21 protein-coding genes are annotated in these 21978 nt (G+C 65.4%); 1 reads left to right on the top strand and 20 read right to left on the bottom strand.

The genetic code is table 11. From position 1 onward, the window contains the following. Positions 1–378 precede the first annotated feature (378 nt). Together BXE_RS06530 and BXE_RS06525 are read right to left on the bottom strand one after the other, a co-directional pair. Positions 379–2775 (bottom strand): hypothetical protein, encoded by a 2397-nt coding sequence (locus BXE_RS06530; protein ID WP_233518815.1) that lies wholly within the window; start codon positions 2773–2775, stop codon positions 379–381. A 481-nt stretch (positions 2776–3256) separates the two neighbouring features. Next, complete coding sequence (locus BXE_RS06525; protein ID WP_233518816.1) at positions 3257–5869, bottom strand: hypothetical protein; 2613 nt, start codon at positions 5867–5869, stop codon at positions 3257–3259. 650 nt (positions 5870–6519) lie between these two features. On the opposite strand from BXE_RS06525, the gene BXE_RS06520 reads away from it, so the two are divergent. After that, positions 6520–7476 carry a DUF1521 domain-containing protein gene (locus tag BXE_RS06520; RefSeq protein WP_011487577.1) on the top strand — a complete coding sequence of 319 codons (957 nt, stop codon included), beginning with the start codon at positions 6520–6522 and terminating at the stop codon, positions 7474–7476. Between the two features lie 30 nt (positions 7477–7506). Here the strand turns inward: BXE_RS06520 and BXE_RS47830 are convergent, their stop codons facing one another. The 18 genes from BXE_RS47830 to sctC all read right to left on the bottom strand — a co-directional run bounded on the left by BXE_RS47830 (position 7507) and on the right by sctC (position 21889). After that, positions 7507–7632 (bottom strand): hypothetical protein, encoded by a 126-nt coding sequence (locus BXE_RS47830; RefSeq protein ID WP_267886362.1) that lies wholly within the window; start codon positions 7630–7632, stop codon positions 7507–7509. Positions 7633–7676: 44 nt separating this feature from the next. Continuing rightward, positions 7677–8096, bottom strand: a complete 420-nt coding sequence (locus tag BXE_RS06515; protein WP_011487576.1) for a hypothetical protein — start codon at positions 8094–8096, stop codon at positions 7677–7679. Continuing rightward, a complete protein-coding gene (locus tag BXE_RS06510; protein ID WP_148222913.1) occupies positions 8093–9412 on the bottom strand; it encodes a FliI/YscN family ATPase in 1320 nt (439 codons plus the stop codon). Before BXE_RS06510 ends, BXE_RS06515 begins: the two co-directional genes overlap by 4 nt. Before the next feature lie 11 nt (positions 9413–9423). Next, positions 9424–11502: a flagellar biosynthesis protein FlhA gene (locus BXE_RS06505; RefSeq protein WP_011487574.1), complete on the bottom strand. Its 2079-nt coding sequence runs from the start codon at positions 11500–11502 to the stop codon at positions 9424–9426. A gap of 1 nt (position 11503) precedes the next feature. Beyond that, entirely contained in the window at positions 11504–12244 is a 741-nt protein-coding gene (locus tag BXE_RS06500; RefSeq protein WP_011487573.1) for an EscU/YscU/HrcU family type III secretion system export apparatus switch protein, read from the bottom strand. Further along, positions 12241–12963: an EscT/YscT/HrcT family type III secretion system export apparatus protein gene (locus BXE_RS06495; RefSeq protein ID WP_038456599.1), complete on the bottom strand. Its 723-nt coding sequence runs from the start codon at positions 12961–12963 to the stop codon at positions 12241–12243. The genes BXE_RS06500 and BXE_RS06495 overlap by 4 nt, the downstream gene beginning before the upstream one ends. Positions 12964–12965: 2 nt before the next feature. Continuing rightward, positions 12966–13241: a type III secretion system export apparatus subunit SctS gene (gene sctS, locus BXE_RS06490; protein ID WP_038456601.1), complete on the bottom strand. Its 276-nt coding sequence runs from the start codon at positions 13239–13241 to the stop codon at positions 12966–12968. Beyond that, complete coding sequence (locus BXE_RS06485; protein ID WP_011487571.1) at positions 13238–13873, bottom strand: EscR/YscR/HrcR family type III secretion system export apparatus protein; 636 nt, start codon at positions 13871–13873, stop codon at positions 13238–13240. The genes sctS and BXE_RS06485 overlap by 4 nt, the downstream gene beginning before the upstream one ends. Further along, positions 13870–14841, bottom strand: coding sequence for a FliM/FliN family flagellar motor switch protein (locus tag BXE_RS06480; protein WP_011487570.1), 972 nt, complete (start codon positions 14839–14841; stop codon positions 13870–13872). The genes BXE_RS06485 and BXE_RS06480 overlap by 4 nt, the downstream gene beginning before the upstream one ends. Next, positions 14838–15794: a FliH/SctL family protein gene (locus tag BXE_RS06475; RefSeq protein WP_011487569.1), complete on the bottom strand. Its 957-nt coding sequence runs from the start codon at positions 15792–15794 to the stop codon at positions 14838–14840. The genes BXE_RS06480 and BXE_RS06475 overlap by 4 nt, the downstream gene beginning before the upstream one ends. After that, complete coding sequence (locus BXE_RS06470; RefSeq protein ID WP_011487568.1) at positions 15788–16363, bottom strand: hypothetical protein; 576 nt, start codon at positions 16361–16363, stop codon at positions 15788–15790. Before BXE_RS06470 ends, BXE_RS06475 begins: the two co-directional genes overlap by 7 nt. After that, a complete protein-coding gene (gene sctJ, locus BXE_RS06465) occupies positions 16360–17205 on the bottom strand; it encodes a type III secretion system inner membrane ring lipoprotein SctJ (RefSeq protein WP_011487567.1) in 846 nt (281 codons plus the stop codon). The genes BXE_RS06470 and sctJ overlap by 4 nt, the downstream gene beginning before the upstream one ends. Beyond that, the gene (locus BXE_RS47105) at positions 17205–17411 is read right to left on the bottom strand and encodes a hypothetical protein (protein WP_233518817.1); all 207 of its coding nucleotides are present in this window, start codon (positions 17409–17411) and stop codon (positions 17205–17207) included. Before BXE_RS47105 ends, sctJ begins: the two co-directional genes overlap by 1 nt. Positions 17412–17529: 118 nt before the next feature. Next, positions 17530–17988 carry a tetratricopeptide repeat protein gene (locus BXE_RS06455; protein WP_011487565.1) on the bottom strand — a complete coding sequence of 153 codons (459 nt, stop codon included), beginning with the start codon at positions 17986–17988 and terminating at the stop codon, positions 17530–17532. Positions 17989–18044: 56 nt separating this feature from the next. Continuing rightward, entirely contained in the window at positions 18045–18419 is a 375-nt protein-coding gene (locus tag BXE_RS06450) for a hypothetical protein (protein ID WP_011487564.1), read from the bottom strand. Between the two features lie 12 nt (positions 18420–18431). Beyond that, the gene (locus BXE_RS43930; protein WP_011487563.1) at positions 18432–18689 is read right to left on the bottom strand and encodes a hypothetical protein; all 258 of its coding nucleotides are present in this window, start codon (positions 18687–18689) and stop codon (positions 18432–18434) included. Next, on the bottom strand, positions 18667–19761 hold the full coding sequence (locus BXE_RS06445; protein ID WP_011487562.1) for an FHA domain-containing protein: 1095 nt from the start codon (positions 19759–19761) through the stop codon (positions 18667–18669). The genes BXE_RS43930 and BXE_RS06445 overlap by 23 nt, the downstream gene beginning before the upstream one ends. After that, positions 19751–21889 carry a type III secretion system outer membrane ring subunit SctC gene (gene sctC, locus BXE_RS06440; RefSeq protein ID WP_233518818.1) on the bottom strand — a complete coding sequence of 713 codons (2139 nt, stop codon included), beginning with the start codon at positions 21887–21889 and terminating at the stop codon, positions 19751–19753. The genes BXE_RS06445 and sctC overlap by 11 nt, the downstream gene beginning before the upstream one ends. Positions 21890–21978 lie beyond the last annotated feature (89 nt).

The raw sequence follows: 21978 nt of genomic DNA, 5'->3' as shown, positions 1-21978 counted from the left end.
CAAACACGATAAAGGCCGCAACTTACCTGCTACTTACGGGCAGCGGTATCGCCGGCAATGACGCGCGGCGCCGCTTCTATTCTTCAATGTTAACCGAAGCCATCCGGCCGTGTCATGGTTGCATGCTGGAGGCATGCTGCCAGGTATCGTTACTGCCTCCTCGATACCCAGGGTTACTCCTGGGGTGGTTCGACGTGTTCCGTAACGATCTGCCGGCGCGGCACCGGCAGGCCAGAAGAGTTGCACGACATGGCTGTCATCCCACGACCTTGCACCGCGATCTGAACACAGGATCCGCAAAACCGATTCTCGGAACTTCATTTAACTTAGGATTGGCAAGTAAAGTTCCGGCGGCCGCCAAGCGGACACCTCAATCTCTCAAACGGTGTATCGATTGGGATCGGCCAGGTAGGTGCTGCCTGTTTTATCGCCGCTATACGCCTGAAGGTCGAATTTAACCCGATCTTTGTCAGGGTCCAGCATATTGCCCACGACGACCAGGTTCCTTTTTCCGTGACCTGTCGTTACGCCCTCGCCCAGAGTGAGAAGACGGAAAACGCCATCCTTCTCCTTACCGAAGAACTGATAGCTCACCGCGCCGGATTCTTTCGAATAGGTCATCGCGATAGACCGGTCGAATACACGCATAGGTTGCCCCGTGGATGGCCAGCCGAACGTCTGCGGCGCACGCGAAACGAGCGTCACGGAGTCCGTGTCCGCGCTCTGGGCAAGTGCCTTCAGGTAAGGTGTCGCGGACGTAGCGAGACTCTGTCCGCGTTCCTGCATCGCTTGCCCGTAGTAGTCGAGAACCGTCGCGTCGCCTCGGGTGCCAGAACTCAGGTCGCCCATAGGCGGCGCACCGGGCTTGTTCCCTTGCGACAATTCGAAACTTTCGATAGCGGGCCGCATGGCCGGCGTATAGAACGAGGAAAACCAGTTCACCACCGGCGTCGCATTGAGCGCGGCCTTCTGATACTCGGTATGCAGTGCATCGGCCTCTGCGTTGAGTCCCTGTGCGCGCAGATCATCGACTTTCTGCCGCAGCGCCTCGGCATGATAGATCTCGGCGAAATTCGGCAGCAGCAACGGTGCGAGCGCCGCCGGCGGAAAAGCAAAAGACACAGCCGTCGCGACGAGCCCGCCGACGAGTTGCACGGAGTCGTTACCCACGTTCCATTTCGCCTGCTCGTTTCCGGGATTGCGGATCATCTCCTTGATATCGGAAGACAATTGTCCGACAGACGGCGCCAGTCCGACCGCTGTGCCGAGCAGCGACAGTGCCTTCGAGGAGAGTGCAAGCAGCTTGCCGCCGTTGATGTTGGCAACGGAGACGACGTCGCCAGCGGTACTGAACGAATCAGCGACCAGCGACATCTGGTTCATCGTGTTTGAGTCGCCCTTAACGTTTGCCGAACTCGACGCCAGCGCGAGTATGTCTATCGGCAGCCAGTGGCCGTTGGCTTTTACGCTGTCCGGCAGCACTTTTCGCGTGGTTTCACGAGCATCGCGGCTGGCGGGCGCTGGCTCGGTCTGGACGGCTCGCGAGCGGGATGGCGGCGCAGTCTGAATGTCGCGGTCACGCTGTATCACCATTGTTTGACTGCTGCGATGATCCGTCTGCGGCGGCGATTTTTGCGTGGCGTGTTGCCGGGTTTCGACATCTGCCTGAGATTCGCGATCGATCTGCGGCCACCTGGTTTGAGATCCGGCATCGTGCTTGCCTGTTCGTTGCCCGGCATCCGGCTGCGCGGGTTGCCCAGTGCCGGCCGGGCCGCCAGGATTCTGCTGCAGTGAACGGTCTGTGGCCGGCGGCACGGTCTGTACGTCGGCGTCGCGCTTCACGATCGCTGCCTGGGTTCCCGTCGTGGTGCTGAACGGAACAGCCTGAACCGCTGTACTGGTCCTCGCCCTGTCGTCTGTCTGCGCGGTGCCGTCATGCAGGCGGAGACCCGTTTGCGTTTCGCTGTGGTCTGTTCGCGCGGCTGCCTGAACAGATTCGTCCAGTTGGCCCGGTGAGTCCGTTTGCACGTTCTGATGCTTTACACGGACACGATTCTGCGTGCCTGCATCGGCGACGCGCGGTGTCGCCTGGTTGCCGCTGTCCGTCGTTCCCGGCGAGTGAGTCTGGACCTCGGCATCATGCGCATCTCGCCGCGTCTGCGTTGCTTCGTGGGCAAGCTGCTTATTCGTTTGAGTACCGGCGTCATTGCTTGCCGGCAGATTCGTGGACCCGGCCGGTTTCTCTTCGTCGCCCGCGTGGGCCGGCTGCTTTTCCGCCTGATTCGAATCCGTCTGCGTGAAGCGGCTCTGCGTGAGAACCGGCGTTTGCGTCGCCCGGCTGACGCCGGGACCCTCCGTTTGGATCCGGCTATCGCGGCTAATGACTGGCGAATGGGTCTGCGTGCCGTGCGACTGATGCAGCGGACCCGGCGTTTGCGTAACCCGATCACCCATTCCGGGCGCGGCCGTTTGCGACTGCTTTGACGTCGAAGATGCCCGGAAGCTGACCAGCGCGATCTCCTCGTGCGGGTCCTGTTCAGGGAGAAGCGAGAACGCTCCCTGTCTCAACGGGCCATGCAGGTAGTTGCGCGCTGTGGCCTTCTTATCCTCGACCTTCGAGAAATCGATCGCGTAGCCGGTCGCATTGCCCAGCGCCTTGGCCGCCTGCAATGCAGCGAGGGATGGCGTCTGGCTGCCGTAAGGGTCCAGCGTCTTGCCCAACGAACTGAAGAACCTGCCGAGATTCGACGCCACGCCATTCGCTGCATGACCCATACGGTTTGCCGAAATCAGGCGGGTTGAAAAGGAACTCACTCCCGGCAGAGAACGCCTGTCCTGCAGCGTGTTCAAGGTGAATAGCAGAAGACCCGTCTTGAAGTTCAGGCTGTTCGAGAATGGCGTGGATACAGGAGGAGAGACCGGGTCGTGCGATTGAACTGCCGGGGACGGTGGCGCTGGGTTCTTCGCGGCGGTCTTATCAGATTGCTGGGGATAATTACCTGCGTATCCGCTATCACCTACTGCACTGCCCGAAGTGGAAGTCGTCATGTTGATGGCCTCTGAAGGAAGCGACACGAGCGAGCATTAGGTCACGCCTGGTCAATGCGATGTGGTATCGCTATAGTTCATCGAAATGAGTCAGGTCCGTCCGGCGGCGGGTCCAAACGTCATCTCCCTGCCAGTGCCACCGGCACCCGGCAGGGTATGCGTGCGTTGCGCACGATCGGAATCGCGACGGGCCGCCGCGTCGAACAGATCAGACGCGTGATGGGCCGGTCGCGTTCGGATTGCCGGCCGTGGGCGCCGGGGGTGAGTCCGGATGCCGGGGAGCCGGCGGCTGCAGCGGCGGATGCCTGGTTGACCGCAGTTCCGTGTAGACCGGCCGCATTCCCGGCGGATAGACAAGTTCCCATTCGCCCGAGTGGATGTTCTTCGCATAGACGGGCGCGGTGATCGGGACTTCGACCAGACGCATGCCGATGCGAGCCGCGTCCTCCGCGTCGGTTGGGGTGGCTCTGGCGATTTCTTCGATCCTGAACAGCGAGTTTGGCCTGAAAAGCCATTCGCTTTCTTCACTGGCCAGCGTCGTGATGGATTTGATGAATGGGGTCGCCGATTGCGCCGCGATGTCGTAGAGCGCAAAGGGATGATCAGGTCCACTTCCCCCCGGCCCATCTCTCAACGTGGCATTCGCATACTCGTTTTCGCTCGACGCAGACATGAAAGCAGGGGAATTGGTCACGTACTCGCCCGGTGCAAACCGGCTTGCATAATCGGCGGGAACCTCGGCAATACGCAGCAGGCGGTTCGGCTCCTGCGGTTTCGGCAGATGGTCGATACCCTCCTGCAACCTGCGGGCATTGACCGCCGTGTCAGCATCATGGACACGCCGGTATAGTTGCTGATTCAGCTCGAAGTTATTACCTTCATAGCTGCTGTCGCTGGAATAGCGGTCGCTGTCGCCGCCGATATCCAGATGGGTCCATTCCCGGATAGCGCGCCGTTGCGCTGCGGGCAATGCGTCGAATGCGCTTTTGTATTGGTTGACGTAGGCGGGGTTGTCGAGTTCGCCGCTGGCGGCCGAATGCCATTCGTCCGGGTTCAGCGTTTCCATCATTGCGGCCGATGGTTCTGAACCCGTCGATGTTGTGACGTGAAACGCATCGGCGAATGGCGGCAATTCCGAAGATGCGGCCGATGGCCCGCTTCCGGAAGACGAGGTGTTGCCGTTATCCATGCCGCCCTGCAAACCGACATCCTGATGGATTGCCCACTTCGCGGTCTGCGTGTCGAAGCGGACCGGATAGGCGGGGCGTGTGGGGTTGGCGGGATCGTAGATCCGGTAGGTGGCGTTATCCCTGTCGTAGCGCACCGCGAACGCCTGCCTGTCGGCGATGATGAATTTCTGGCCGCTGGCCGCATCGACATGCACGCCCGGCGTGGCCGATGGACCGTACGAGGACGGAATGCCCTGGAGCGCATAGCCTTCAGGCAGGCCGGCGGGCGTGAATGCGCGGCTTGCGGCAACACCGGTCTGCGTCGGTTGGCCTTGCGGCGTGTTTCCCATTCCGCGTCCCGGCCCCTCGCCCGGCCCGGCGACCGGCGCCTTCAGCGCCCCCTCGCCCTCCGGCTCGCGCCCACCGAGCAACAACCCGAAGATCATCGCCCCCAGGTCGATGTTTTTCACCTCATCACCGCTCAGGCCGCCGTGATCCGGAAACCCGGCGTCGAGTAGCTGGGTGGCGAGCCAGTCCATGCCGGGAATCGGCGAGAGGTCCGCGGCGAACCGGCCGATGCCGTACAGCACCTTGTCCGCCAGACCGGGGGTATGCTCCCTCAGCATCGCGCGGTTCTGCTGGTCGGTGTCCTTCAGCACGCCTTGATAGCCGGCCGCGAGGTTTGATACGTAGTTCTGATCGTATGCCGGCGCATGGGCCGCCACGCCGCTGAGGGTCGAGGCGGGCCGGCCCGCGTCCAGTTCTGGCCCGGGAGCGGCCATCGTCGTGAGTGCCTGCTGTTCCAGCTTCGTGACACGCCGGTAAATGTCCGAGCCCGGATCCGACATGCCCTCCTGGAAGGTCAGCAGGTCGCGCGCGCGATCTCCGGCTGGCAGCGTGCGTGGAGTCGAACGGCCGCGCTCCTGTTGTGAGTAGCCGTCGGGCGAGAGCAGCTTTTCCATCACCGACTGGTACGGAAACGTCTTCGCGTAGGCGGGCTTGCGTGTATTCGTGTCCCAGTCCGGATCGTCCGAGTTATGGGGCAGCTGGATCGTGTCCGCCGCGTATTTCGGCGCGTCGTCGAGGATCCGGTTCACACGCGCCGCGGAGTCGGCCCAGCTCTTCTGCTGGGCCGCGTGGATGTCCTGTGATTGCTGCAGGATCTGCGTCTGCATCCGCGACCTGATTTCGCTGGCTCTCGCGAAAGCCTGCTCGCGCTGCGCCGGGCTGGCGCCAGCTGCATTCATCTTCATCGCCTCGCTGCGCAACGCGGCCATCTGCTGCTGGCCGTTCCCGCCCAGCAGGGCCAGGCCGGCTGGCGGATTGAACACCGCGTTCATGCGCCGCACCGGATCGGCCTGGATGCCGCGCAGCTCGCTCTGGACGTCCTGCTGCAAGGCGGACAGCATTGCCTCATAGCGGTGGTCCGGCGCAGTGCGCAGTGCGTTCGCGCGTTGCGCGAACAGGCTCCGCTTCGCCTCGCTCATCTGGGCCAGTGCGCCGGCAAACTGCAGTTCGTTCAGGTTCATTTCCACCTGGTCGGGTGGCAGGCCGGTCATCGACAGCTTCGCTGTCTGCAGCATGAGCAGGGTGTTGTTGCGGTCGGCGGCCTCGTTGCGCGACTGGGTCCCGCCATCGTAACGGGCGATCATGGCGGCGGCAAATTGCGTCGCTGACGCCGGGTAAGACTGCCGCGATGCCGACGGTTGCTTCGCGGCGGAGTACCGACGCAGCAACGGGTGGGCTGCGGCGACGCCGGGGGGAATGCTCTGGCCGACGGAGTCGCGCCGGGCTGAGCCGCCGCCACGGGCTGCCGCCGGCGCGTCGCGTGAATCGGGCACAGATGGTACGGGAGATCCATCCGCGCCGGATGAATAGGGTGATGAAAACGCACTGGAATTACCGATCGGGCTGGTCGACATGGTCGCACCTCGACGAGTTGTGGACGAACGGTGCGCAACGAAGATCCGCCCACCGTCATGGCAATCAAATCATCGGTGAGCCTCTCCCGTGTCATACAGGGATAGGACGTTCGCGCAGGCGCTATCGGCACCTGCCAATCGCGTGCTAGCCGGGCGCCGCCCCACTCCACGGTCACCTATATCGCCGCAGACTCGTGAACGTCACTCCGGGCAAGAGCAAACCCTGAACAATTCACAGATCATTTCACGAACTATAAATAAGTACGCCGAATAACATTTCCATCTCTCTACCATGTCATGCACGGAACCAATCTCAAACCGTCGGCGACGCGGTTCCGCCTTTCCAGTCAAGCCGACTTTTTTACTTCAGGAAAATCGACATGCAAGCAGCGATGCAAACCAATCAGTTCTTCGCGCTCCAGGCCAACACAAACGTCCATTCGCACGGTGCAATGCAGTCGCAGCCTTTGCGCGCCAGCGCATACGGCGCTCGCGGCCCGTCGCCGCAGATGTCCAACATGATGGGCGGCTTCTCGAAGAGCTCGTTCGCCATGAGCAGCCACAGTTCGGCGAATGGGGCCAACACGAACATTTACTCGTACGGTGCAATGCAGTCGCAGTCTTCGCGCGCCGGCGCGTACGGCGCCCGGAACCCGTTCGCGCAAACGTCCAACATGGGGGGCGGCTTTTCGAAGAGCTCGTTCGCCATGAGCAGCCACAGCTCGGCGAATGGCTCGAACAGCAGCTTTTTCGCGCAAGCGACGAGCGTCAGCCGCGGCCGTAGCGCCAGTCAGCCGCCGGGATTCCGTGACCGCCATAACGATTCGTTCGGCGGCTGCGACAACGCGACAGGCGGCAGCCACGTCGACAACAGCTCGCAAGTCCAGGCCACTGGCTTCAACGGAACAAAGGGCAAACTCGAAACCCCTCTATTCAATATCGATTTCAACAAGTCAGACTCGGCTATTACCCTAACCAACAAGCAGACCGGCGCCACGACCACTCTTCGGGGTGACCCCCATTACAATAATCAGGGCACTTTCACTGGCGCACTGGACTTCAAGATTCCGGGCGGCCACATCGTGGTCGACACGAAGGCCGCCAAGAACGATCCGAAAGTCTCCTACGCGGACAAGTTGACCCTCACTCTCGGAGGTAAGCAGTGGGAGGCCGCACATATCAGCCAGGACGACAGCGCGCCGCTCACCCTGCAGAAGGGCAATGCGACCGTTGCGCCACACGGCTACGAGCTCGTGCTCGGTCAAGGTGGCAAGTTTGTCGACCCTAAGACCGGCAAGGAGCCGACGCAGAAAGATTTCGACCGCAACAAAGCGTAACGCAGGCGACTTTCGATAAAGCTCGCCGGCTCAGGCGACACCTGTCGCCCGGAGTGAAGCCTGAGATCCGGCGGCCACCCGATCATTGCCCGTCATGGCGGCGAGGTTCATGCGATGTAAAAAAAGCCGGACGTCCTTATGGCCGTCCGGCTTCATTGCGTTTCCATCATCCGCGGGTTCATCCCGACAATGGCTTGCCGCTATCCCGTCTCACGCGTCCGCACCAGACATTCGCGAGCACGCGCGCTGGCATCTTCCTGCCGCATCGTCTCACGCCGCCAGCCCGCCAGCGCCTGCGCCGCCTTTTCGCGCGCCGCGGCGTGCGCTGTCTGCGCTTCGGCCAGATGACCGCGCAGCATCGGCGCGAGCGCGTCGTGCGCGCGCAGCGTGGCATGCCACTGCCGGCCCGCGCGCGGCTCGCGTCGGCAAGATGCGAGCACCCGCAGCCGCTCTTCGGCGTGGCGTTCGAGCGCGGCGATCCTCGCGGCCACCTCGTCTGCCGCCAGACGCTCGTCGCGGCGCGCGTCCACTACCTCGCGAAGCCGGCGCTGCACCCGCAGGCGCCGCACTCGGGCGAGCACGCGCCAGAACTCCGCCAACCTCGCGACGCTCTGCGTCATGCCCGACGATCGCCGTCACACAACGCATGCAACTGCCTGCGCGTGTCGTCCCAGCCGCAACGCGTGTCGTACCGCTGGCGCAGAAAGCTCACGATCGCCGCACGCCGGTCAATAGCCTGGTCCGTGTCCGCATCGTTACCACGCTGGTATTCACCGATCTGCAGCAATAGTTCGACATCCTCATAACGCGCGAGCCAGTCGCGCACGCGGTTCGCGTCCGCCTGATGCACGGCAGCCGCGACGCGCGTCATCAACCGGCTTCGGCTGCGCAGAATATCGATGGCGGGATAGTGCCCCGCCGCGCCCAGTTTCGACGACAGCTGGATATGCCCGTCGAGCAGCGAGCGCGCTTCCTCGGCAACCGGATCGGACAGATCGGCTTCGTCGGCGAGCACGGTGTAAAACGCGGTGATGCTGCCCTGCGCCGTCACCCCGGCCGCTTCGATCAGACGCGGCAACTGCGCAAACACGCTGGGCGGAAAGCCGCCTCGCAGCGGCGGTTCGCCGACCGCCAGCCCGAGCTCGCGCAGCGCGCGCGCATAGCGTGTGAGCGAGTCGAATAGCAGCAGGACGTTACGCCCGCTCGCGCGCAGCCCCACGGCGACCTGCGACGCAAGTTCCGCCGCCTTGATCCGTTCCGCCGCGGGGCGATCGGACGTCGCCGCGATCACGATCGTCGACGCGCGCCGTCGTTCGAGGTGGTCGTGAATGAATTCCGCCACTTCGCGGCCGCGTTCGCCGATCAGGGCGACCACGATCGCATCGGTGGATGCGCCGTTCGCGATCATGCCCATGATCGTGCTCTTGCCGCCGCCGGCGGGCGCGAAGATGCCGGTGCGCTGACCCACGCCGCAAGTCAGCAGGCCATCGATCGCGCGCACGCCGGTGGCGAACGGCGTCGCGATAACCGGGCGCTCCAGCGGATTGAGCGTCCCCTCCCCGGCTTGCGCCGCCGCGCTCGCGAGCGGCCGTGGCACCGGACCGCCGTCGAGCGGATTGCCGAGACCGTCGACCACGCGGCCGAGCAGCCCCGCCGCGTCGAACGTGCCCCACGCCGAGCCGCAGCCTTGCACCTCGGTGATATCCGACAGGCCGTTCAGGCCGGCAAGCGGCATGACCAGCGCGCCATCGTGTGTAAAGCCGACCACTTCCCCGTATTGCGCTTCGAGCGTATCCGGCCGCACGAGGCGCACCTTCTCTCCGATCCGCAACGACACGCCCACCACCCGTGCGATCACGCCGCGCGCTTCCACCACCCGGCCGCGCAACGCGGGCGCGGACAGAAACACCGGCGCGGTTTTCCCCATAGAGGGCATCAGGTTCTCCTTCATGCGTCGCCCAGCGTCGCAACGGCCTCGACACGGTACACGTCGAGCGGAATCTCTTCGATGGCCAATACGTCGACGCGCCGCCCGAAGTCGTGCAGCAGCCTCGCCAGATGCGGACGCAAAACCGCATTCGTCACGATCAGCGCGACCCCGTTCATGTCGATGGCGAAAACCCGTTGCGCACGCTCCAGTTCCTCCACCGAAAGCACGCATTGCGGTTCACCGTCGACCCCGCTTCTGATCTGCGCTTCGAGCTCGGCTTCCCAGGAGGGCTCCAGCACCGCCGCGAAGATCGTCCATGACTCCAGGTCGGCATAGCCGCGCGCGATCTGCGGCCCCAGCTGGATGCGCGCCTGCCGCACCATCCGGTCGGTGGTGCGCTCGGCCGCCGGCACGCGGACGACGGCTTCGAGAATCGCGCGCAGATTGCGGATCGGCACGCGCTGCTGCAGCAACTGGCGCAGCACACCGGCGAGCTGCACCGTGTTCACGGTCTGCCCCACTTGAGCGACCAGCTCGCGAAATTCGATCGACAGCTGATCGAGCAGAAAGCGCGTCTCCTGGACGCCGAGAAAATCGGCCGCCGAACGCTCGCAGACTTCCGCGAGGTGATCGCACAGCGCCTCGTCGACACTCGCCTTGTGGAGCTCAGGATCGTCGAGCGAGGCCGCCGTCGCGCTCGGCACCCAGACCGATTTCGCCGCGCGCGGCCGGTAGCCCGCCACGCCGTCGAACACGACGCGGCTCTCGTCACCGCTCACCAGCGTGTGCGCGTCGACCAGCGTGCCGCTCGCAAACGGCACGTCTTCGATATCCACGACGTAGCGCTCGGGCGCGAGCCGCGCATCACGCAGCAACGCGAGACCCGGAAACGGCACGCCCAGCTCGACCATCAGCTTGCGGCGCAATTGACCGAGCTGGCGGTTCAGCGCCTCGGGCCGCAACGCGTCGAACGCCTCCAGACCGAGCCGCAAGCGCAACGCCGCGCTTGTACCCAACTCGACGTCGTCGAGAATACGCGGCACGTAGTTGCCGCCGTCGCGCGTCAAGCCGGGCATCAGCGCGCGCTGCGAGTTGGTCGCGAGCGCGGCGTTGCGCATCAGCGTGATCGCGAGCGCGAGCAGCAAGCCGCCGGCCACCAGGAACTGGACATGCGGAAAACCTGGAATCACACCCAGAGAAAGACACGCCACGCCGGCCATGCCGATCGCTTTCGGATGCGCCGCCAGTTGCCTGTAAATGTCACTGCCGAGATGGGCGTCGGCGCCGTCGGCCGCGCTCACCCGGGTGACCAGAATACCCGCGGCCACCGAGACGATCAGCGACGGAATCTGCGACACGAGGCCGTCGCCGACCGTCAGAATCGTGTACGTGCGCAGCGCGTCGCCGAACGACATGCCGCGCTGCGCGATACCGACCGCCAGTCCGCCGACGATATTCACCAGCGCCACCACGAGGCCCGCCACCGCATCGCCCTTGACGAACTTCATCGCGCCGTCGAGCGAGCCGTAGAAATAGGTTTCGCGTTCGAGCGACGCGCGCAGACGGCTCGCCTGGGCGGGCGTGACCACACCGTTGCGCATATCGGCGTCGATACTCATCTGCCGCCCCGGAATGCCGTCGAGCGTGAAGCGCGCCGCCACTTCCGCGACACGGTCCGCGCCTTTCGCCACGACGATGAACTGGATCGCCGCCAGCACCACGAAAACCACGAGGCCGACCGCCACATTGCCGCCCACCACCATTTCACCGAACGCGCCGATGATCTGGCCGGCGTGCGCATGAAGCAGGATCATCTTGGTGGAGGCGATGGCCAGCGCGAGGCGCAGCAACGTCGTGATCAGCAGCAGCGACGGAAAGCTCGCGAGATCCGCGGCTTTCGACACATACAGCGTGGTGGTGAGCATCGTCAGCCCGGCGGCGAAGCTCACGCAGATGAACAGATCGAGCACGAACGGCGGCACCGGCACGATCAGCAAGGCAAGAACCGCCAGAATGCCGATGCCGACGGCGAGGTCCGCATGACGCGCAAAAAAAGCCGACAGATCGTAGCGGCTGAGAATGGAACGGTTCGACATGTTATTGGCCAAGCTCCCGATGAAGCGCGCGGCGACGGCTTTTTACGTAAGGGTCGCCTTCGTCGTCGCGGAATTCGCGTTTGATTTCGTTTTTGTCCATGCGCAGGCCGCGCAGCCACAGAAAGCGCTGGACGAGATAGTCGGCAACGCCGGGCACGATCTGCGAGGCGGCCATCCACGCCAGCAGATGCGAATGCGCAATGGCCGTATAGCCGAGATGGACCGGCAGGGAAAATTCCCATGCAGGAGCCAGTTGCCGCAGCCAGGCTACGACTGCCTGTGTGAACAGAAACAGCAGAATGGTGAACTGGATGATCGTGAGCACGCTGTCCCACAGCAGGCGCAGACTGAACATCTGCTTCAACCCGTTGATGGGATTCAGGCGCTTGACGTCGGGCGCGACGCGCTTCCATGCAAGCACGCCGCGCGTTTGCATCAGCTCCGGCACCAGAACCGCGAGTACGCCGACACCGAGCGCCGTCAACACCGGCGCCATGAAAGCGTAAAGCGCGGCGCAGGTCGACGCGAGCTGGTCGCCAAAATCGCGCGATGCGTCCAGTGTCGTGACGTGCAGGATCAGCTGGCTGCCGAGTGCGTACAGATGCGGCGCCTCGATGAACAGATACAGCCACCAGACGAGGCCGCTGAACGCCACAGTCAGATGCACGCTCTTCGCGATCTCGCCGTCCGCGCGCGCGCGGCGGATCCGCCTGGGGGTGGGCGCTTCGCTTTTGTCGCTCATCGCAAATGGATCACGTGATCGAATGCGAGGCGCAACTGCGCGAACAGCGCAGGCACGCTGAGCACGGCGGCGAACGTCAGCACCGCGGCTTTCACGGTGCGCGCGGTCGCAAACGGATTGAGGCGCTTCGCATGCCGCGACATCAGGCCGAATGCGATGTCCACCAGCAGCACGAGGCCGAGCAACGGACTCGCGAGACGCAGACCCTCGGTCAGGGAGTCCGCGAGATTGCGTTGCGCAAGCTGCCCGAACACGTCGACCAGATCGCCGCGCCAGCGCCCGGGAGGCCACAGCACCCACGCATCCGTAAAGAAACCGTACAGCAGCGGCAAACCCGGCCCCGTGAACAACGTCAACGCGGCGAATTGCAGAAACAGGCTTTCGAACAGCGCCGCCTCCTGCTGGAAGTTCGGGTCGTAGATCGCGGCGCTCGTGTAGCCGCCCTGCTGGTCGAGCACGGCACCGGCGGCTCCCGCCGCGTGAAAGATCGTGCCGAGCAGCAACCCCAGTACAGCGCCGGTCGCCATTTCGAAGAACATCCCCGCCCACAGGTGCGGCGGCCAGCCCACCTGCTGCGGCAGCATGGCGATCGCGATCATGAGCGGCAGCCGCAACACGATCCCCACCGAGCCGCCCTGGTTGAATGGAACCAGGCTAAGCGCCACGGCCGGCCGGATCGTGCAGAACGCAAAGCCTTCGATATAGCGGATGGTTTCCATGCTCAATGCAGACGCCCCGCTGCAATATAGGTGAATACGTGCGAGAGAAAGCGCGCGAGTTCGCGGCTCGCCCACGGCGCGGTGACGATCAGCACGAAGCCCACGCAGATGATCTTCGCGCCATACGGCAGGCTCTGATCCTGGATCTGCGTGACCGACTGCAGCAGCCCGATCAGCAGGCCGACAAGGGTCGCTACCGCGAGCGCGGGCAACGACAGCCAGAACACCAGCATCAACGCGTCGCTGGACAACGTGGAGAGAGACGGCAGGCCGTTCATTTTGCATAGCTGACGATGAGGCCGTGCATGAGCTTCGACATGCCCGACGCCGACACGAAGATGAACAGCTTCAACGGGATCGACACCGTGCTTGGCGAGAGCATCATCATGCCCATTGCGCTCAGCACGTTGGCGACCACCAGATCCACCACCAGAAACGCGATGTAGAGCAGAAAGCCCGCTTCGAATCCGCTCGATATCTCGCTGATCAGGAACGCCGGTATCAGCAGTTGCAAGTCGGTGTCGTGCGCCTCGTGCTCCGGGTCGATCCGCTTCGCCGCGCTGACGAGAAACTGCCGCTCTTCGAGCCGCGAGTGCTTCAGCATGAACTCGCCGAGCGGGCCGCGCACGGCCTGCACCAGTTCGGTGGGGCGCGGCATGGCGCCGTCGCCGGTATCGAGCGCGGCCTCGATCTTCGAGAGGGTCGGCGCCATCACGACGAGCGTGGCCGCGAGGGCCATGCCCGAGATCACGAGATTGCTCGGCGCCTGCTGCACGCCGAGCGCGGAGCGCAGCAGCGTCAGCACGATGCTGAACTTCGTGAACGAAGTGGTCATCGCGACCGCGAGCGGCAGCAGCCCGAGCATGAAAAACAGGCTGATGTTCTGCAGCGGATCGAACTGGGCGGTCATGCCGGCAGATCCTCCTGGGTGAGCCGCGTAACGCGCACGCCGAGGGCGCCTTCGATATCGATCAGCTCGCCGCGGGCAAACGGGATCCCCTGACAGAGCAGCGTGACCTTGCGCTCGCGCGCCGGCAGCCGGAACGCGACGATCGAGCCTTCGCGCAAATGCGCCAGTTCGGCTACCGACAACGACAACGTGCCGAGCACTGCCTCGAAGGCGAAGGTGATCGAGTCGATCGGCAGCAATTCGCTGGTCATTTCGACGGGCTGGGTTTCATCAGTCATGACATGGTCTATCAAGGTGTACTCCTCAGTGAATTTCAACAGGATCCGGCACGTGCCCATTCGCAACGGCACGCGCAGGTAACTCGAATGGCGATCGAACAGCAGCGCGTCGCCCGCTGCGATCCGGCGCAGGCGCGGCACCGATAGCGACGGGCCCGGCAGGCAGATCGGCAGGCGCACATACAGGCGGCTCAGCAACGCCTCTCTGGACGGCACGGGCGGCGCACGCAGTTGCAGCCATGCATCGACCGCCGGGCTAAGAAACGAAAAATGAGCGGCGCGACCGCTTGCCGTATGGGTCACGGCGAGCCCGTACGCGCCCTGCTCCGGGACGCCGTCGAACGCGACACCGGTCAGATCGATCGTGAAGCCGAACAGCCCCTCGAGCGCGCATAGCCAGTCGTTCAACGCGTCGGCGACGTGCCCGAGCGCGGCGTCGCCGCGCGCGTCGATGACCGACGGCGCCAGTTCCGGCAGCAGCGCGCCGGCATCGCAGCCGGCGCTGAACGGCACCTGCCCGGCGACCCCGGACACCCGCAGCGGATAGCGCGCGCGGCACGCTTCGAACTGCAGCGTGAAACGCCGTGCGCCGACCGATACCGCGTGCGGATGGCCGAAATGGCGGATCGCCAGGTTGGTGCGCTCGACGTCCGCGAGCGTCACGGTCTCCATGTCGTGCCAGAGATTCATGGCGCCTCCCGCGCGAATGAACGCTGGACCACGCGGACTGCGTTGGGACGTGGCGGCGTTGGCGGCACTGTCGGCTCTGTCGGCTCTGTCGGCGTTGGCGGTGCTGTCGGTGCTGTCGGTGCTGTCGGTGCTGTCGGTGCTGTCGGTGCTGTCGGTGCTGTCGGCGCTGTCGGCGCTGTCGGCGGCATCGGCATCGGCATCGGCATCGGCGTCGGCATCGGCATCGGCGTCGGCGATCGCAAAGGCGATGGCAACGGCGCCGCCAGCGCGGTCAACGTCTGCCGCAGGCCGTGCTCGATCGTGTCGAGCGCCGTACGTCCCGAGCCGTCCGCAAAGTCATATTCGCGCAGCACCTGCGCCACGCTGTCGCGGATGCCGCGTTCCAGCGCCGGCAACTGAACCTTCAGACCGCCGTCGATCACGCCGGACTCGGTTTCAATGACGCACGCATGCGCAGCCAGTCCCGCGTCGGCGAGCACGCCGCATAGCGGCGCCCCGAACTCCTGCTCGAGCGTCGCGATCAGGCGCACGGCGTCATCGAAGTCGGCCGGCGCCACGCGTACCGAAACCAGCCGTTGCGACTGCGCCACCACGAGCGAGCGGCGCAGCTGATTGGACAACACCGCCGACGGCGGCAGCTGCCCGACAATGTCGCTCACCACGCTGAGCACGATCTGCGTGAGCCTGTCCTCCAGACGATGGGCGACGAACGCCGTCGCGGCCGTACGCGCCACCTGCTCGCGCAGCGCCGCCGCGGTCCCGGCCGCGCGACCGCGCCGCCACGCGCGGCGCTTGAGTTCGCGCACCTGCATGCCGAGACGGCGGCGCTCATGCGCCACTTCGGCCGCACGGTCCGCGTCGACGGCGCGCAAGCCTTCAAGCGACGCCAGCTCATGCATGCTCAGATGCCCGTCGGATTCGATCCGCCAGGCGCCCATTCGACAGATCAGCATGGGTGCGCCTCCATCAGACGCCGCGCCTCGGCGACCAGTTCGCGCGCCTCGGCAGCGGACAGATCACGCACGCGATAGCGGCATGCGGCCTCGTAGATCTCGCGCGGCAAGCGCAGGCTCCACCAGAACGCATAGCGCGAGTCGGCGGCGGCTTCGAGCGACAGCGCCAGCCCTGCCGCCGTCATGTCGCGCCGGCTGAACAGCGACGGCGCCGGCTCGACATTCAGGCCGCCCGAAGCGGCGCGCGGATGCCGCTGAATCTCGGCGAGCAGTTGCGGCGCGACGCCGGCCGCAAACGCGGCGCGCGCCTGCGCGGCCACCACGCGACGCAGCGAAGGCGCGAAGGCGAGCGCGGCGACGATCCGGCACAAGCGCGCGCACGCGGGCCGCGGCCAGATCGGCAGCGCCGGCGGCACGTCGGCGAGCGCCACCCGAATCAGTTGCGGATAACGGCCGAACAGAAATGCGTGGGCGGCGCGCGCGGCGCGTTCGTTACGGACGGGCCGCCCACGTTCGAGCCAGCTGTGATGTGCCCAGTCGGCCGGCGCGCAGGTGTACGCGTGCTTCATGCGTCGCCTCCGGCGTGGCTGCCTGAATTCGGCTGAACGCTGCCGCCGGTTGCCGCGCCGCGCTTCTTCGGCTTGAACCACGTGCGCCGTCCCGAGCGCCACAGCCAGATCGAGCCGCTCATCAGCAGCACCAGCAAGGCCAGCACGCCCAGCATCGCCGTGGAGCGCGACGGCGTGTAGCCGCCCGCTTCCTCGCAGGACGTGGCCGCGACGGCGCCGGCGGCGCTCGCGACATCGCCGCCGGCCGCGCAATCGCCGGGAAAAGTCAGCACGGGCGTGACCGCGACGAGCGTCAGCGAAACGCGCGCGGGTGTCAGCCCTTCGACGCCGCCCGCGACCAGCGCACGAATCCGGTCGCGCATTGGTTCGAGGTTGTAGTCGCTGCGATAACGCATCATCACGGAGGCCGACGGCAAAGTGTCCTGAGTGGAATCCATCGGATCCTTCTCCGGCAGCACGATATGCACGCGGGCAAGCAGCACGCCGTCCATTTTTTCGAGCGTCTCGGAGAGCTCCTGCGAGAGCCCGTACACGTAGCGGACGCGGTCCTCCTCGGGGCTCGAAATGAGCCCCTGGCGGCTGAACAGGTCGCCGAGATTCGCGTGGCCGCCGCGCGGCAGCGCATAGGCGCTCGCCAGTTCGGTGGCGACCACCGCGTCGGCGTCGTCGACCGTGATGTTCCAGGTGCGGTCGGGGTTGCGCTCCTTGTAGCCGTTGATACCGTGATGGCTCAGCGCGGCGACGATGCGGTTGGCCTGGTCCTCGTCCAGGCCTTCGAAAAGCGAGGTTCTGCAGCCGGCGAGGAGAAGCAGCAGCGGCAGCAGGATCAGGGCGCGGCGCATCAGCTTCGCTGCGTCAGCGTCTGGATCGCGCGGCCCAATTCATCGGCAACGCTCTTCATCATTTCCACTTGCACCGTGACCGCGCCCACGTGAGCCTGAAGCCTCAGCATGTCCACGGTCGATACGCTGTCGGCGTCGAGTCGATCCAGCTCTGTCGTCACGCGCCGGGTCGACGCGTCGTATCCATCCTGCATGCTGTTCAGCATACGCTCGAGCACCGTACTACCGTCGCCTGCGCCATCAATGAGCTGGGGAGCGGAGGGAGACATAGGGGACCATGCGTCGGCTTGCGCCGGAATGGCAGTATCAAGGAGTGGCAACATATCAATGCCCGCTTCGAATAGTCAGTCGTTCAATCGTTGAGAAAGAAGCCGCGCGGTGCGCAGTCTGGGCAGCGCGCGCGGCACGGGTATAGGGCGCGCATTCGGGCAGGTTGAGGAACGCCTCCGCCATCGAACTCGCGCTGGGCTCGTCGTCGTTCGGCACTGCCATCAGCGTTCGGGCACCGAGCGCGTAGTGACCTTCGAATATCTGGCACACACCTAGCCAGGCGCGCGCCAGCGAGCTGTCGGGCACGAGGTCCACCGCCCTGCCAAACAGCCGCGAGGCAGCGCGATAGTTCGCGAGGTCGAGTTCCACCATGCCGAGCCCGAGATAGGGAAATGCGCGCCGCGGATAGAGCAGGCGCAGCCGCTCGAACAGATAGCGCGCCTCGTCGAAACGTCGAAAGACGCGGGCGTAGTGGCCGATTGAAATCAGTAGTCGCAAGGTGTCGTCCTGCATCTGCAATGGCTCCCGAAGACGCCGCGAGGGCGTCTTCGTCCCGTTAGGAAGAGGCGTTATTTGATTGCTTGCGCCGTGGTCTTGAGCGAATCAGTGGCGGCCTGAATGAGAGATACGCCCTCCTGATTGATAGCCGTGACGTTGCCTTGCGCCTGCTGAACCTTCATCAGGCTGAGGTTGTCACCGGCGCCGCCCTGGCCGCCGCCCGCCGCCTGCCCGTTGGCTTGCTGCCCATCGGCCTGGTTTTGGGCCTCGTTCATCGCGTCGGCCAAATTGGCGTTTGCTTTTTTGAGCAGCTTCTCGCACAGCTCGGCGACACTGTTAATCGACACGCCGCCATTGGGGCTGAGCATTGAACCGCCACCACCACCGCCGCCGCCGTAGTTGTTGCCAACCGGATTCGGGGATACCAACGGATTGACACCATTCATGATTTCTCTTCCTTAAGTTTGTCGCGCGCGTGTTGCGAAGTTCGCACTTCGCTCTATGACTTGCCGAGCCGCGCGCAAACACTCGACAAGCAAAACAAGTTCTTTTCGCACCTCTGCCGACGAGGTCGACAGCGCATGGGTCAGGTCATCGATCTCGCGCGTCAGTTGCGCTGCGATCTCTTCGCGGCCACCCGCTCCGGCAAGGCGCTCCTCGATCGGAAGTTCACCGAACGAGCCAAGCGTGCTTCTAGTGGCAGTCTTTGGATTCATGCGCTGCAACCATAAAAAATTCGTAGATCGAACCATCGTCGCGCGTCACTTCGGCCGCGCATGCCGAGATTCGCGTGATTCGTCCGGCGGGCAGTCGCGCGCCGGTGAAATAGCGCACGCCCTGGGCGTCGGTGAGCCAGGCCGCGCGGCTACCGGACAGCAGATTCATCCCCAGCGCCTCGAGCGGAACGCGCACCTTCGCGCCCTCCTGCACGTGGCCGGGAAAGGTGAGCCCGCGCAGCCCTTCGATCTCGCCGCGCGCAAGCTTCGCGACGCGCGCGTAGTCCCATGACTCAGGCGACAGGAAGCCCTGTGCGCCAGGCAGTACCACGGTGAATGCGCCCGGCTCGGCGGGCCGCACTTCAGCGCCCCGGTAATAGCGCGCGAGAAAATCGCCCACCTGATCCTGCAACTGCGACAGCACGATCACGCGCATCACCGGCGTCCGCTGCCGGGACCACGCCCGCGCGGTCAGCGCCGCGAGATCGGCCGGCGATTGCACGTAGCCTTCGTAGACGAGGGCACCCGACTTCGCATCGGGATGCGTTCTCACCAGCCGGAACGTGTCGTCGGCACGGGGGGCGTGCGGCGCGCCGGGCATCGGGTTCGACGCCATCCATGCGAGCAGCAGGAAGGCAACCGGCGTCGCAAGGAGCGTCGCCTTCGCGACCGGCGACGCACCGGACCAGCGTTTCGCGCAATAGGCGAGCGGCGCATGGCGCAACAGATAGGCGCGCTCGGCGCTGGCCGTCAGCGTCGAAGTCGGCGTATCGCGGCCACCAAACTGGAAGGTGACCGCTCCGGCCGCAAACCACGCGCCGCGCCGCAACAGCACGCGCCGCCCCGGCGGCAGACGCCGGCCGAACACGGTGACGCCCGGCTGGCGAGCCAGCAACTCCAGCGCCGCGCCGCGCAACTGCACGGTGGCGTGCAGCGGTTCGACGCCGTCATCGATCACCATCAGATCGGCTTCGCCGCCACTGCCGATCTGCAGCGGCTTGCCGGCGGACAACGCGACGCTTGCGCCGGTGTGCACACCGTCTGTGACGAGGATCAACGCATCAGCGGTCATGGCGGTCCTCCCACGGCAACTTGCTCGTCGACTGCCACGCGGGCAGAGGCGGAGGCGACGACGCTGGCGCGGACGGCAACGGCGCACCCGGGCCGGCGCTCGCCGGGAGCGTCCGCAGCGCGGCGGTGACAGCGGCGGACGCGTTGGCGTTGGCGTTGGCGCTGGCGCTGGCGCTGGCGCTGGCGTTGGCGTTGGCGCTGCCCGGTACGTTGATGGCCGGTGAGACGTTGATGCCCAACGGCACGTTAGTGGCCACCCGAAGCGTCGACGGCGGCGTCATCTGTGCCGCCTGCGCGGAAGAACCCGGCGCGCTGCCCGCGCCGTTCGCCAACACAGCGTTGGACGCAGCGCCCGCCCCCTCCCCCGCGCCTGCGGCTAGCCCAACCGGCCCCGCCATGACCGCCCCACCGGCCGGCTCTCCATTGCCGACCATGCGCTTGAGGCGTGGCGTAATCAGGATCAGCCGTTCGAGGCGCTCGCGGGTCGTCTGCGTGTCGCGAAACAGCACGCCGAGGTATGGCACGTCGCCGAGCACGGGCACTTTCGAGGTGGTGCTTTCGCTGCGCTCGTACTGATACCCGCCAACCAGCAGACTCTCGCCGTCGCGCACGATCGCCTGAGTGACGATCGAATGGTTGTCGACCTTCGGAATGCCGTCGACCGACATCGACGTGTTGAACGCGCCATCGTCGATCTGGATGTTGAGCCGGATATTGCGGCGCGGATCGGCGGCCGATTCGATGCTCGGCGTCACTTTCAGCGTAAGACCGGTATCGATGTTGTACAGATCGACGTCCTGGTTGCCCGCAACCCGTACGTAGACCGAACTGTGCGACGTCAGCACCGCTTCCATGTTGTTCAGCGTGAGGACTTGCGGACTCGACAGCACACGAGCCTGGCCGGCGTCTTCCAGGGCGTGGATCTGCGCGAACAGGTACTGCGCCGAATTGCCGACCAGGGTGGCGAGATTCAGTCCGCTCGCCATGCCGGCCGCGGTTGCGAGGGCCGGCGCGCCGAAGGTCAACGGCGAGTTGATGGTGCCGGACGAACCGCTGATACGCCCGTTCGAGCCGCCCCAGGCCACGCCAAGCGAGCGCGCCGCGCTCGACGAGACGTCGATCACCACCGCGTCGATTTCGACCAGCTCCTGCGGTTGATCGAGCATCGCGATGGCGCGCTCGTAGTTCGGCATCATCGAGGCGAGGTCGTTGATCACCACCGAGTTGGTACGCGGATCCGCGATGATGTTGCGCCGCGCGGGCGTCGCGCCGGGCTGGTCGGTCCGGGCCGTATCAGAAGTCCCCGCGTCGGGCAGCGGCGGCGGCGTATCGCCGTCGCTATCGGCGGGCGCGCCGCCGGCAAGACCCAGGCCGCGCAGGCTCGGCAGCGGCGGCGGGCCGCCGCGCGCGCTGCGGGCGTCGCTGCGGATCTCGGCGCGCGAGCGGGCCGCGCGCGGCGCGCTCGCCTGCCAGGCGTCCGCCATGACCCTGCGCAACAGCGAGGCGACCCCGGGCACTACCTGATCCTGCGCGCCCACCGAGTAGTGCATGTCCTGCGCCTGCGCGTAGCGCAGCGGGAAAATGCGGATCTCCGTCTGATCGAACGACGGCTCCGCCGTGCTCTGCCGCTGCGCCTTGTCGATCGCCTCGGCTACCGCGCCGACAAAGGCCGCCGGGCCGGCAACCCTGGCGGTCGTCGCCGAGTATCGGATCGGCAGGCGCGCGTCGTCGAGGTCCAGGTTGCGCAGCAATGAGGCAACCGCTTCGCGAGTCATCGGCGCAAACGGAATCACCTGGCTGCGCACGCCCGCGGCGGTCGTGACGTGCATCGACTTGCCGTCGAAATACCAGACCAGGCCGTAGGCCTCGACCAGCTGCATGAACACATTGCCGGGCGTATCGTCGAAACGGCCATTGACCGCGCCCTTGACGTCACGGCCGATGTCCGCGGTCAGCCCCTCCACCGCGAGCACGTCGCGCAGCATGTCGGGCAGCGGCGTGCCGTTCGCTGTGTAGTGGATCGGCGCACCATGCCAGACCGGCATGGCAGCCTGAGCCGCCGGGACCAGCAACGCCACCCAGGCCGCCGCGAGCTGAGCGGCCACCTGAAACGCGGCAGTGCCCCTCACGCGCGGCGGCGGGGACTGCGGTCGACCACGACCTTTCTTATTGGGCGAATCATTGCGGCTCCTGATCGGCATTGAAAATTCCTGGCTAC

It is taken from the genome of Paraburkholderia xenovorans LB400, from assembly GCF_000013645.1.
Taxonomy (GTDB): Bacteria; Pseudomonadota; Gammaproteobacteria; order Burkholderiales; family Burkholderiaceae; genus Paraburkholderia; species Paraburkholderia xenovorans.
Note: the sequence above shows the minus strand (reverse complement) of the source record. Positions and strands in the feature narration are given on the sequence as shown.

What these genes read in the sequence shown, in the direction of transcription:
- BXE_RS06510 (WP_148222913.1), bottom strand. Translation starts at nt 9,412, where the DNA reads ATGCCCTCTATGGGGAAAACCGCGCCGGTGTTTCTGTCCGCGCCCGCG.
- sctJ (WP_011487567.1), bottom strand. Translation starts at nt 17,205, where the DNA reads ATGCGCCGCGCCCTGATCCTGCTGCCGCTGCTGCTTCTCCTCGCCGGC.
- BXE_RS06480 (WP_011487570.1), bottom strand. Translation starts at nt 14,841, where the DNA reads ATGAATCTCTGGCACGACATGGAGACCGTGACGCTCGCGGACGTCGAG.
- BXE_RS06445 (WP_011487562.1), bottom strand. Translation starts at nt 19,761, where the DNA reads ATGACCGCTGATGCGTTGATCCTCGTCACAGACGGTGTGCACACCGGC.
- BXE_RS06525 (WP_233518816.1), bottom strand. Translation starts at nt 5,869, where the DNA reads ATGATCGCCCGTTACGATGGCGGGACCCAGTCGCGCAACGAGGCCGCC.
- BXE_RS06455 (WP_011487565.1), bottom strand. Translation starts at nt 17,988, where the DNA reads ATGCAGGACGACACCTTGCGACTACTGATTTCAATCGGCCACTACGCC.
- BXE_RS06505 (WP_011487574.1), bottom strand. Translation starts at nt 11,502, where the DNA reads ATGTCGAACCGTTCCATTCTCAGCCGCTACGATCTGTCGGCTTTTTTT.
- BXE_RS06470 (WP_011487568.1), bottom strand. Translation starts at nt 16,363, where the DNA reads ATGAAGCACGCGTACACCTGCGCGCCGGCCGACTGGGCACATCACAGC.
- BXE_RS06450 (WP_011487564.1), bottom strand. Translation starts at nt 18,419, where the DNA reads ATGAATGGTGTCAATCCGTTGGTATCCCCGAATCCGGTTGGCAACAAC.
- BXE_RS06520 (WP_011487577.1), top strand. Translation starts at nt 6,520, where the DNA reads ATGCAAGCAGCGATGCAAACCAATCAGTTCTTCGCGCTCCAGGCCAAC.
- BXE_RS06475 (WP_011487569.1), bottom strand. Translation starts at nt 15,794, where the DNA reads ATGCTGATCTGTCGAATGGGCGCCTGGCGGATCGAATCCGACGGGCAT.
- BXE_RS47830 (WP_267886362.1), bottom strand. Translation starts at nt 7,632, where the DNA reads ATGAAGCCGGACGGCCATAAGGACGTCCGGCTTTTTTTACATCGCATG.
- BXE_RS06530 (WP_233518815.1), bottom strand. Translation starts at nt 2,775, where the DNA reads ATGGGTCATGCAGCGAATGGCGTGGCGTCGAATCTCGGCAGGTTCTTC.
- BXE_RS06495 (WP_038456599.1), bottom strand. Translation starts at nt 12,963, where the DNA reads ATGGAAACCATCCGCTATATCGAAGGCTTTGCGTTCTGCACGATCCGG.
- BXE_RS06500 (WP_011487573.1), bottom strand. Translation starts at nt 12,244, where the DNA reads ATGAGCGACAAAAGCGAAGCGCCCACCCCCAGGCGGATCCGCCGCGCG.
- BXE_RS06485 (WP_011487571.1), bottom strand. Translation starts at nt 13,873, where the DNA reads ATGACCGCCCAGTTCGATCCGCTGCAGAACATCAGCCTGTTTTTCATG.
- BXE_RS47105 (WP_233518817.1), bottom strand. Translation starts at nt 17,411, where the DNA reads ATGCTGAACAGCATGCAGGATGGATACGACGCGTCGACCCGGCGCGTG.
- sctS (WP_038456601.1), bottom strand. Translation starts at nt 13,241, where the DNA reads ATGAACGGCCTGCCGTCTCTCTCCACGTTGTCCAGCGACGCGTTGATG.
- BXE_RS06515 (WP_011487576.1), bottom strand. Translation starts at nt 8,096, where the DNA reads ATGACGCAGAGCGTCGCGAGGTTGGCGGAGTTCTGGCGCGTGCTCGCC.
- BXE_RS43930 (WP_011487563.1), bottom strand. Translation starts at nt 18,689, where the DNA reads ATGAATCCAAAGACTGCCACTAGAAGCACGCTTGGCTCGTTCGGTGAA.